Below are 8,875 nucleotides of genomic sequence, written 5' to 3'. Positions count from 1 at the left end.
GGAGGTGCTCGCCGCGGTCGCGGCCGGTGAGGTCGGCATCCTGGTGGGCACCCACGCGCTGCTCGAGGACGCGGTCGGCTTCGACGACCTCGCGCTGGTCGTCGTCGACGAGCAGCACCGCTTCGGCGTGGAGCAGCGCGCCGCCCTGACCGACAAGGCGGGGGAGCCGCCGCACGTCCTGGTCATGACGGCGACACCGATCCCGCGCACCGTGGCGATGACGGTCTTCGGGGACCTGGAGGTCTCCGTGCTCGACGAGCTGCCTGCCGGGCGCGCCCCGATCCAGACCACCGTCGTACCGCTCGCCGAGCAGCCGGCCTGGCAGGACCGGGTCTGGCAGCGGGTGCGCGAGGAGGTCGAGAAGGGGCACCAGGCGTACGTCGTGTGTCCCCGCATCGCCGGCAGCACGCCCGAGGAGGGCGCGGACGAGCCCCGCGAGGTCGACGAGGAGGGGCGTGAGGTCCCGCCGCCCCGACCGCTGGCCGCCGTGGAGGACGTCCACGAGATGCTGGCCCAGGGGCCCTTGGCCGGTCTGCGGACGGCCGCGCTGCACGGACGGATGCACCCCGACGAGAAGGACCGCACGATGCGCGCCTTCGCGGCCGGGGAGATCGACGTCCTCGTCTCCACCACCGTGATCGAGGTGGGCGTGGACGTGCACAACGCCACCACGATGGTGCTGCTCGACGCCGAGCGGTTCGGGATCTCCCAGCTCCACCAGCTGCGTGGTCGCGTGGGCCGTGGCGGACTGCCCGGCCTGTGCCTGCTGGTCTCGCACGCCGAGGTCGACACCCCCGCCCGGGAACGGCTGGCCGCGGTCGCCGCGACCACGGACGGGTTCGAGCTCAGCCAGGTCGACCTCGAGCAGCGACGTGAGGGTGACGTGCTCGGCGCGGACCAGTCGGGGCGCCGCTCCAGCCTCGTCACGCTGCGGGTGCTCCGCGACGAGAAGACGATCCTGCGGGCGCGCGAGGAGGCCGACCGGCTGCTGGAGCAGGCGGGCGGGCTGGACGCGCACCCCGGGTTGGCGGCCGCCGTGGAGGCCGTGGAACGCTCAGCTGCCTCGGCGTACATCGAGAAGGGCTGACCACGCGTGACCAGGATCATTGCCGGCACGGCTGGCGGCCGTCGTCTCCAGACCCCGCAGGGCCAGGCGACCCGTCCCACCAGCGACCGGGTGCGCGAGGCACTCTTCTCGGCGATCGAGTCGTGGGGCGGCTCGCTGTCCGGGATGCGCGTCCTCGACCTGTACGCGGGCTCGGGGGCCGTCGGGCTCGAGGCCTGGTCCCGTGGCGCGTCGGCGGTCACGCTGGTGGAGCACGACCGGCGTACGGCCGCGCTGATCGGGGAGAACGCCCGCGCGATCGGCTGCGACGTCGCCCAGGTGCTCGCCCAGTCGGTGCGCACGGTGCTGGCGTCGGCGCCGGCCCAGCCGTACGACGTGGTCTTCATGGACCCGCCGTACCCGATGGCCGACGCAGAGGTGGACGAGGAGCTGGCGCTGCTCGTGGAGAACGGGTGGCTGGTGCCCGACGCGCTCGTCGTGGTCGAGCGGGCGGCCAAGCGCACCACGGTGACCTGGCCCGAGGGGATCGAGGCCGGTCGCACGCGCAAGTACGGCGAGACCGCGCTTTGGTACGGTCACGTCCCGGCCACGGACTGAGGCCCCGGACCCGTTCCGGGCCGACCAGACCGGTCCCGTCCGGGCGTCCGCACCCCCACCGCAGGAGAACACCGTTGCGTCGTGCCGTCTGCCCCGGAACGTTCGACCCCGTCACCAACGGGCACCTCGACGTCGTGAGGCGCGCCTCCCTGCTGTTCGACGAGGTGGTCGTCGCGGCGGGCGTGAACTCCGCCAAGAGCGGGCTGTTCACTCTCGAGGAGCGGCTCGAGATGCTGCGTGAGGTCGTCGCCGACCTCGGCAACGTCACCGTCGACAGCTTCGGTGGCCTCGTCGTGGACTACTGCACCTCGATCGGGGCGGTGGCGATGGTCAAGGGCCTGCGCGGCCCGGGTGACTACGAGTACGAGCTGCCGATGGCCCACATGAACTCCCGGATGTCGCCGGTGGAGACGGTCTTCCTGGCCACCGACCCGGCGTACTCGTTCGTGAGCTCCTCGCTGATGAAGGTCGTCCTGGGCAACGGGGGACAGGCCGACGGGCTGCTCCCGCCGGCCGTGGTCGACCGGGTGAAGGCGCGGTACGCCGAGCTCGCCGAGGGCGGCCAGGGCTGATCGGACGTCGGCTGCGTCACACGTCCGGTGGGGCCGTGTGCCAGGAACGGACCGGGTTTTGCCCGTCGGTGTGGCGCCGGATACGATTCACAGGTTCTGTTTGTGTCCGGACTTCGGAGATGACTTCATGACCAGCCTGGACCCGAGGGCGCCGCTCGTGCTCGACACCCGCGAGCTCGGCCGCCGCCCGGGGTCCCAGCGGGAAGAGGTCATCACCGTGCCGGCCCCGGCAGAACTGGGCATCGAGGTCCTCCATGTCCCCGAGGGTGCGCCGGTCGAGATCGACCTGCGCCTCGAGGCGGTGGTGGAGGGCGTGCTGGTCACGGGTACGGTTCAGGCCGGGCTCGAGGGCGAGTGCGTGCGGTGCCTGGAGCCGATCGACGACGACGTCGTCGCGAAGTTCCAGGAGCTGTACGTCTACGAGGACCAGCACGACAAGGCTGTGGAGCACGACGACCACGACCTGGACGACGAGACCAACCGGCTTGAGGACGACCTGCTCGACCTCGAGCCTTTGCTGCGGGACGCGGTGGTGCTTGCACTACCGTTCCAGCCGCTGTGTCAGGAGGACTGCGAGGGTCTGTGCGCCGAGTGCGGCACACGACTCCTGGATGAGCCCGGACACACCCACGACGCGCCCATCGATCCCCGGTGGGCGGGCCTCGCGGGACTTCAGCAGGAAACCCAGGACTGACCAGCCGCCCCCGGCTGGAACACACCCGAGCCGGACAGGGTCCGGCTCAGAACCAACAGGAGATAACAGTGGCTGTCCCGAAGCGGAAGATGTCGCGCAGCAACACGCGTCACCGTCGTTCGCAGTGGAAGGCCGTCGCGCCGTCCCTGGCGACCTGCGCCAACCCGGCCTGCGGTGCCAAGCACCTGCCCCACCGCGCCTGCGGTTCCTGCGGCCAGTACGGCGCCCGCGCCGACCGCCGCCAGGTCCTCTGATCAGCGGAAAGCTGAGCACACAGGAGCTTCGCTCGGCGCTCGGTGACCCCGTTCTGGGGGCCGAGCTGCTCGAGCGTGCCCTGACCCACCGCTCGTACGCGTACGAGAACGGTGGGATCCCCACCAACGAGCGCCTGGAGTTCCTGGGCGACTCGGTGCTGGGTGTCGTGGTGACCGAGACGCTGTACCTCACCCACCCCGACTTCTCCGAGGGACGTCTGGCGAAGCTGCGCGCTGCCGTGGTCAACGCGCGCGCACTCGCCGACGTCGCTCGTGGCATCGGCCTCGGCGCCCACATCAAGCTGGGTCGGGGCGAGGAGACGACCGGTGGTCGTGACAAGGCGTCGATCCTGTCCGACACGGTCGAGGCCCTCATCGGTGCCATCCACCTCTCCGGTGGCCTCGAGGAGGCCGCCCGGGTGATCCACCGGCTCTTCGACCCGGTGATGGAGGCCGCCGCCTCGATGGGCGCCGGTCTCGACTGGAAGACCTCCCTGCAGGAGCTCTCCGCCTCCCTGTCGCTCGGTGTGCCCGAGTACGTCATCGAGGACGCGGGCCCGGACCACGCCAAGACGTTCGTGGCGCAGGTCCGTGTCGGCGGCCAGCTCCACGGGCACGGCAACGGCCGCTCCAAGAAGGAGGCCGAGCAGGGGGCCGCGGAGACCGCGTACCGCGAGATCGTCGAGGCCCACGGCGTCACGGGCGGTCCCCGTGCCGACGCCGACGAGGCCACCGGTTCCTGAGCGGTGCCCGAGCTCCCCGAGGTCGAGGTCGTCCGGGCCGGCCTCAGCCAGCACGTGCTGGGTGCCCACATCTCCCACGTCCAGGTGCTGCACCCGCGCCCCGTACGGCGTGACCCCGCGGGCCCGCAGGGGTTCGCCGACCGCGTGGTCGGGCGCACCATCACCGCCGTGCGACGGCGCGGGAAGTACTTCTGGATCGCCCTCGACGAGCGCGACGCCGTCCTCGCCCACCTCGGCATGAGCGGGCAGATGCTCCTCAAGGACGCCGACGCCGCCGACGAGCGGCACCTGAGGGTGCGCTTCGGCCTCGAGGGCGTCACCTCGGACTCGGCGCCGACCGGCCGGCTCGAGATGCGTTTCGTCGACCAGCGCATGTTCGGTGGCCTCTCGTACGCCGAGGACGGTGCCCTCCTCCCGCCGGAGATCGCGCACATCGCGCGCGACCCGCTCGACAGCGAGTTCGACGAGGACGCGTTCGTCCGTGCCGTGCGTCGACGCTCGTCGGCGGTGAAGCGGATCCTGCTCAACCAGGACGTCGTCTCCGGCATCGGCAACATCTACGCCGACGAGGCGCTGTGGCGTGCCCGCATCCACGGGGAGCGTCCCGGCGACCGGCTGAGCGGGCCCCAGGCGCGCGAGCTCCTCTCGCACGCCCGAGAGGTGATGAGCCACGCGCTGGCCCAAGGTGGCACCTCCTTCGACGCCCTGTACGTCAACGTCAACGGCGAGTCCGGCTACTTCGACCGCTCGCTGCACGCGTACGGGCGCGAGGGTGAGCCGTGCGACCGGTGCGGCACCCCGATCCGTCGTGCTGCCTTCATGAACCGGTCCTCGTACTTCTGCCCCCGCTGCCAGCCGGTGCCGCGGAGGCCCCGGGCGGGACGCTGAACCCCTCCAGTCCGGGTTTGACCCCGCGGGAGGTCGGTGGGACTCTGGTAGACGGTCCGCACGGTGCGCCTCGCGCGCCCGTACGCGGCACGTCCCCACTCACGAAGGGCCCACACATGGCCAAGGCGCTCCTCGGTCACCTCGGTACCGGAGCTCACCCGAGCACGCTGCTCGTCGAGAACCGTCGGCTGCGCCAGCGGGTGGCCGACCTCGAGGCGCTGGTCGTACGCCTGCAGGAGCAGAACGACCAGCTCCGGCTCGACCTGACCGCCGCCTCCCTCGACGAGGCCCTGCAGCCCGCCTGAGCTGCTCGGAAAACCGCTCGCCCGTCGCGCGGCGGACGGCGTAGCGTCTGGTGCCTGTGACCGTGCTGCTCGACGCCTTCCTGCCCCCTCGTCTGGGTGGGCAGTTCCGTCGACTCGTGGCAGGGTCCTGGACCACCAACCTCGGTGACGGCCTGGCTCTGGCCGCCGGGCCGCTGCTGGTCGCCTCCCAGACCCGCGACCCGCTGCTGGTCGCGATGGCCCCGTTGCTCCAGCAGCTGCCGTGGCTGCTGTTCGGACTGCAGGCGGGCGTGCTGGCGGACCGGCTGGACCGTCGCCTGCTGCTCGTGGTCGCGAACCTGTCGCGCTGCGTCGTCCTCGCCGTCCTGGTGGGCGTGCTGGCCAGCGGCCAGGTGGGCATCGGTGGCGTGCTGGCGGCGGTGTTCGCCCTCGGCCTGGCGGAGACCTTCGCGGACACGACGTCCTCGACGCTCACGCCGATGCTGGTCGCCAAGAAGGACCTGGGGCTCGCCAACTCCCGGATGATGGCCGGGATCCTCACCATCAACCAGCTGGTCGGGCCGCCGCTGGGCGCCGCCCTGTTCGCGCTCGGGGCGGTGTGGCCCTTCGCCGCCCAGACCGTCCTGCTGGTGGTCGGCACCATGGTCCTGTCCGGGCTGCGGCTGCCCGCCCACGGCAGACAGGCGTCCGGTGCGGGGGAGCGACCCGGGGTGCGCGCCGAGATCGCCGACGGGCTGCGGTGGCTGTGGCGCCACGCCCCCGTACGGACGTTGACCCTGGTCATCGTGCTCTTCAACGTGACGTGGGGAGCGGCCTGGTCCGTCCTGGTCCTGTACGCCACCCAGCACCTGGGCAGCGGTGAGATCGGGTACGGCCTGCTCGTCACGGTGGGAGCGGTCGGGGGGCTGGTCGGGACGACGCTCTACCCGTGGCTCGAACGACGGGTCCCGCTCGGCGGACTGATGAAGGGCTGTCTGGTCCTCGAGGCCGTCGTGCACCTCGCCTTCGCGCTCAACCGGTGGACCTGGCTGGCGATGGTCATCATGCTCGTCTTCGGCTGCTACGCCTTCGTGTGGGGCGCCCTGTCGTCGGCGGTGCGCCAGCGCGCGGTTCCCACCGAGTACCAGGGCAGAGTCGCCAGCGTGTACCTCATGGGTGTCTTCGGCGGCATCGTCGTCGGGTCCGCGCTCGGTGGCCTCATCGCCCGCGAGTGGGGCGTGGTGGCGCCGTTCTGGTTCGCCTTCGTCGGATCCGTCGTGATCCTCGCCGCCATGTGGCGCTCCCTCGACCTGATCGTGCACCACGACGAACAGACGCTGGCGGCCGACGAGGCACAGTAGGCTGCTGCGCGGTGGCAGTGACGAGGAGGACCGGGTGTACCTGAAGAGCCTGACCCTGAAGGGGTTCAAGTCCTTCGCGTCCTCCACGACGCTCCAGCTCGAACCGGGGATCACCTGCATCGTGGGCCCGAACGGCTCCGGCAAGTCCAACGTCGTCGACGCCCTGGCGTGGGTCATGGGCGAGCAGGGCGCCAAGAGCCTGCGCGGCGGCAAGATGGAGGACGTCATCTTCGCCGGCACCGCCGGACGCCCTCCGCTCGGGCGCGCCGAGGTCGCCCTCACGATCGACAACACCGACGGTGCGCTGCCGATCGAGTACACCGAGGTCACGATCAGCCGCACCATGTTCCGCAACGGCGGCTCCGAGTACGCGATCAACGGCCAGTCGTGCCGGCTGCTCGACGTCCAGGAGCTGCTGAGCGACTCCGGCATCGGGCGCGAGATGCACGTGATCGTCGGGCAGGGGCAGCTCGACTCGATCCTGCGGGCCACGCCGGAGGACCGGCGCGGCTTCATCGAGGAGGCGGCCGGCGTCCTCAAGCACCGCAAGCGCAAGGAGAAGGCGCTCCGCAAGCTCCAGTCGACCGACGGCAACCTGGCCCGGCTCGGCGACCTGATCGTCGAGATCCGCCGCCAGCTCAAGCCGCTGGGCAAGCAGGCCGAGGTCGCGCGCAAGGCGGCCGTGGTGCAGGCCGAGGCGCGTGACGCCCGCGCCCGGCTGCTCGCCGACGACCTGGTCGGCGCCCGTACGGCGCTGGAGGCCGAGATGGCCGACGAGACGATCCTCGTCGAGCGGCGCGCCCAGGTCGAGGCCGACACCGAGGCGGCCCGGGCCGCCGAGGGCCGTCTCGAGGCGGCGCTGCGTGAGGACCTGCCGCGCCTCTCCGCGGCGCAGGACACGTGGTTCGCGCTCTCCGGCCTGCGCGAGCGTCTGCGCGGCACCCAGTCCCTGGCGGCCGAGCGGCTGCGCAACGCGGCCGGCGCCGCCGAGCCCGACACCGTGGACTCCGGCCGCGACCCCGACGACCTGGAGGCCCAGGCCGAGCGGGTCCGGGCCCAGGAGGCCGAGATCGACGCCCAGGTCCAGGCGGGCCGGGCGGACCTCGAGGCCGCCGTCGCAGCGAAGCGCGATGCGGAGGAGGCCGCCTCGGCCGAGGAGCGTCGAGTCGCCGCCGCGCAACGCGCCGCGGCCGACCGCCGCGAGGGACTGGCCCGTTTGCACGGCCAGGTCAACGCCCTCAAGTCGCGGGCGGCCGCCGCCGACGACGAGATCGGTCGGCTCAGCCAGGCGCGCGAGGAGGCCGCGGCGCGGGCCGACAAGGCCCAGCGCGACTTCACCGCCCTGGAGACCACCGTGGCCGGGCTCGACGCGGGGGAGGAGGGCCTCGACGCCGAGCACGAGGAGGCCGTGACCCTCCTCGACGGCATCGAGGAGAAGCTCGCCTCCGCCCGGGACGAGGCCCAGCGGGCCGAGCGGGACCGTACGGCCCTCACCGCCCGGCGCGACGCCCTCGAGATCGGGCTCAACCGCAAGGACGGCGCCGGTGCGCTGCTGGCCGCAGACGCGAAGGTCTCCGGCGTGCTCGGATCGGTGGCCGCTCTGCTCGACGTCGAGCACGGGTACGAGACCGCCCTGGCCGCCGCCCTCGGGCCGGCCGCGGACGCCGTGGTGGTCGACGGCACCCAGTCGGCCCTCGACGCGGTGGGCCGGCTGAAGGACGACGACCTCGGGCGCGCAGCCCTGCTGCTGTCGGGGGCCCCGTCAGCGGAGCGTGCCTGGCCGGAGCTGCCCGCCGGTGCGCGGTGGGCGGTCGACGTGGTCACCGTCCCCGACCACCTCGCCGGGGCCCTCACGGCCGTCCTGGACCAGGTGGCGGTCGTCGATGACCTCACCGCCGCCAGGGCGCTGGTGGAGCAGGCGCCCCAGATCCGCGCCGTGACCAAGGACGGCGACGTCGTCGGCAGCCACGTGGTGGCCGGCGGCTCGGGCAGCCAGCCGAGCCTCCTGGAGGTCCAGGCGGCGGTCGACGAGGCCAACGACGAGCTGCAGCGGGCCACTGCCACGGCCGAGCGGCTGGGGTTCGTCATCTCCGGTCTGGAGGCCGAGCGGCACGAGGCGCTCAAGCGGGTCGACGTCGCCCTGGCCCAGCTGCACGAGTCGGACGCCACGCTCGCGGCCGTGGCCGAGGAGCTGGGGCAGCACGGGTCGGCCGTACGCGCCGCCCGGGGTGAGGCCGAGCGCCTGGAGAAGGCGGTCACGGCGGCCCACGAGGCGCGCGAGCGCGACCTGGCCGGTCTGGTTGACCTCGAGGCGAGGCTGGCAGCGGCCGAGGAGGTCACCGAGGAGGAGCCCGACACCAGCGCCCGCGAGGAGCTGGCCGAGGCGGCGCGTGCCGCCCGTCAGGGCGAGATGGAGGCGCGGCTGGGGCTGCGGACC

10 protein-coding genes are annotated in these 8,875 nt (G+C 72.6%); all 10 read left to right on the top strand.

Features of this window, described 5'->3' with window-relative positions:
* The coding region (locus ACI379_RS11910; RefSeq protein ID WP_439792306.1) for a helicase-related protein at positions 1-1,087 on the top strand (1,087 nt) is incomplete at its 5' end.
* 6 nt (positions 1,088-1,093) lie between these two features.
* Positions 1,094-1,663 carry a 16S rRNA (guanine(966)-N(2))-methyltransferase RsmD gene (rsmD, locus tag ACI379_RS11905; RefSeq protein WP_439792305.1) on the top strand — a complete coding sequence of 190 codons (570 nt, stop codon included), beginning with the start codon at positions 1,094-1,096 and terminating at the stop codon, positions 1,661-1,663.
* A 74-nt stretch (positions 1,664-1,737) separates the two neighbouring features.
* Positions 1,738-2,235: a pantetheine-phosphate adenylyltransferase gene (gene coaD / locus ACI379_RS11900; RefSeq protein ID WP_439792304.1), complete on the top strand. Its 498-nt coding sequence runs from the start codon at positions 1,738-1,740 to the stop codon at positions 2,233-2,235.
* A gap of 127 nt (positions 2,236-2,362) precedes the next feature.
* Positions 2,363-2,929 carry a YceD family protein gene (locus ACI379_RS11895; RefSeq protein WP_439792303.1) on the top strand — a complete coding sequence of 189 codons (567 nt, stop codon included), beginning with the start codon at positions 2,363-2,365 and terminating at the stop codon, positions 2,927-2,929.
* A gap of 68 nt (positions 2,930-2,997) precedes the next feature.
* A complete protein-coding gene (gene rpmF / locus ACI379_RS11890; protein WP_439792302.1) occupies positions 2,998-3,183 on the top strand; it encodes a 50S ribosomal protein L32 in 186 nt (61 codons plus the stop codon).
* Positions 3,099-3,926, top strand: a complete 828-nt coding sequence (rnc, locus tag ACI379_RS11885; protein ID WP_439792307.1) for a ribonuclease III — start codon at positions 3,099-3,101, stop codon at positions 3,924-3,926. The genes rpmF and rnc overlap by 85 nt, the downstream gene beginning before the upstream one ends.
* A 3-nt stretch (positions 3,927-3,929) precedes the next feature.
* Positions 3,930-4,814, top strand: a complete 885-nt coding sequence (gene mutM / locus ACI379_RS11880; RefSeq protein ID WP_439792301.1) for a bifunctional DNA-formamidopyrimidine glycosylase/DNA-(apurinic or apyrimidinic site) lyase — start codon at positions 3,930-3,932, stop codon at positions 4,812-4,814.
* A 116-nt stretch (positions 4,815-4,930) separates the two neighbouring features.
* Positions 4,931-5,119, top strand: coding sequence for a hypothetical protein (locus ACI379_RS11875; protein WP_439792300.1), 189 nt, complete (start codon positions 4,931-4,933; stop codon positions 5,117-5,119).
* A gap of 56 nt (positions 5,120-5,175) precedes the next feature.
* Positions 5,176-6,438 carry an MFS transporter gene (locus ACI379_RS11870; RefSeq protein ID WP_439792299.1) on the top strand — a complete coding sequence of 421 codons (1,263 nt, stop codon included), beginning with the start codon at positions 5,176-5,178 and terminating at the stop codon, positions 6,436-6,438.
* Positions 6,439-6,472: 34 nt separating this feature from the next.
* A partial coding sequence (gene smc, locus ACI379_RS11865; RefSeq protein WP_439792298.1) for a chromosome segregation protein SMC occupies positions 6,473-8,875 on the top strand: 2,403 nt, incomplete at its 3' end.

Origin of the sequence: Nocardioides sp., from assembly GCF_051876515.1 — a bacterium.
Lineage (GTDB): Bacteria > Actinomycetota > Actinomycetes > Propionibacteriales > Nocardioidaceae > Nocardioides.
Note: the sequence above shows the minus strand (reverse complement) of the source record. Positions and strands in the feature narration are given on the sequence as shown.

What these genes read in the sequence shown, in the direction of transcription:
- ACI379_RS11895 (WP_439792303.1), top strand. Translation starts at nt 2,363, where the DNA reads ATGACCAGCCTGGACCCGAGGGCGCCGCTCGTGCTCGACACCCGCGAG.
- ACI379_RS11875 (WP_439792300.1), top strand. Translation starts at nt 4,931, where the DNA reads ATGGCCAAGGCGCTCCTCGGTCACCTCGGTACCGGAGCTCACCCGAGC.